The organism is Streptomyces gottesmaniae, assembly GCF_031845845.1.
GTDB classification, from domain to species: Bacteria; Actinomycetota; Actinomycetes; order Streptomycetales; family Streptomycetaceae; genus Streptomyces; species Streptomyces akebiae.
Map to the genome: position 1 here is coordinate 1 of NZ_JAVRFJ010000093.1, position 1,290 is coordinate 1,290.

Below are 1,290 nucleotides of genomic sequence, written 5' to 3' on the forward strand. Positions count from 1 at the left end.
AGTTCGGGAGCGAAGGCCGGGTCGGTGACGACCGCGCGGTGGAAGGGGATCGCGGTGGCCATGCCCTCGACGGTGAACTCCTCCAGCGCGCGGGCGGCGCGCTGCAGGGCCTGCTTGCGGGTGGCGCCGGTGATGACCAGTTTGGCCAGCAGGGAGTCCCAGGCGGGGCCGATCACGCTGCCGGCTTCCACGCCGGCGTCCAGGCGGACACCGGGGCCGGCGGGCGGGGTGAAGGTGGTGACGGTGCCGGGGGCGGGCAAAAAGCCCCGGCCGGGGTCCTCGCCGTTGATGCGGAACTCCAGGGAGTGGCCGCGCAGGGGCGGGTCGTCGTAGCCGAGTTCCTCGCCGTCGGCGATGCGGAACATCTCCCGGACCAGGTCGATGCCGGTGACCTCCTCGGTGACCGGGTGTTCGACCTGCAGGCGGGTGTTGACCTCCAGGAAGGAGATCGTGCCGTCAGCGCCGACGAGGAACTCCACCGTGCCGGCGCCGACGTAGCCGGCCTCCTTCAGGATCGCCTTGGAGGCCGCGTACAGCTGCTCGTTCTGCGCCTGGGACAGGAACGGGGCGGGGGCCTCCTCCACCAGCTTCTGGTGGCGGCGCTGCAGGGAGCAGTCACGGGTGGAGACCACGACCACGTTGCCGTGGGAGTCGGCCAGGCACTGCGTCTCCACATGCCGGGGCTTGTCGAGGTAGCGCTCCACGAAGCACTCACCGCGCCCGAACGCCGCGACCGCCTCACGCACCGCGGAGTCGTACAGCTCGGGCACCTCCTCCAGCGTGCGGGCCACCTTCAGACCGCGCCCGCCACCGCCGAAGGCCGCCTTGATCGCGATCGGCAGACCGTGCTCCCGGGCGAACGCCACGACTTCCTCCGCACCCGAGACCGGGTCCGGGGTCCCCGCGACCAGCGGCGCGCCCGCACGCTGGGCGATGTGACGGGCCGCCACCTTGTCCCCCAGATCACGGATCGCCTGCGGCGGCGGACCGATCCAGATCAGACCCGCGTCCAGGACCGCCTGCGCGAACTCCGCGTTCTCCGAGAGGAACCCATAACCCGGGTGGACCGCGTCCGCACCCGCGTCCTTCGCCGCCTGGAGCACCTTGCCCATGTCCAGATAGCTGGTCGCCGGAGTGTCACCGCCCAACGCGAACGCCTCGTCCGCGGCCCGCACATGCAGCGCGTCCCGGTCCGGATCGGCATACACGGCCACGCTCGCGATCCCGGCGTCCCGGCACGCCCGGGCGACGCGGACAGCGATTTCGCCTCGGTTGGCGATCAACACCTTG

Annotated in this window: 1 protein-coding gene; it reads right to left on the reverse strand. The window is 71.8% G+C overall.

The window, feature by feature from the left end:
* Window positions 1-1,290 (reverse strand): acetyl-CoA carboxylase biotin carboxylase subunit (locus RM704_RS44510; RefSeq protein ID WP_063774474.1); only part of this gene is annotated, 1,290 nt, incomplete at both ends.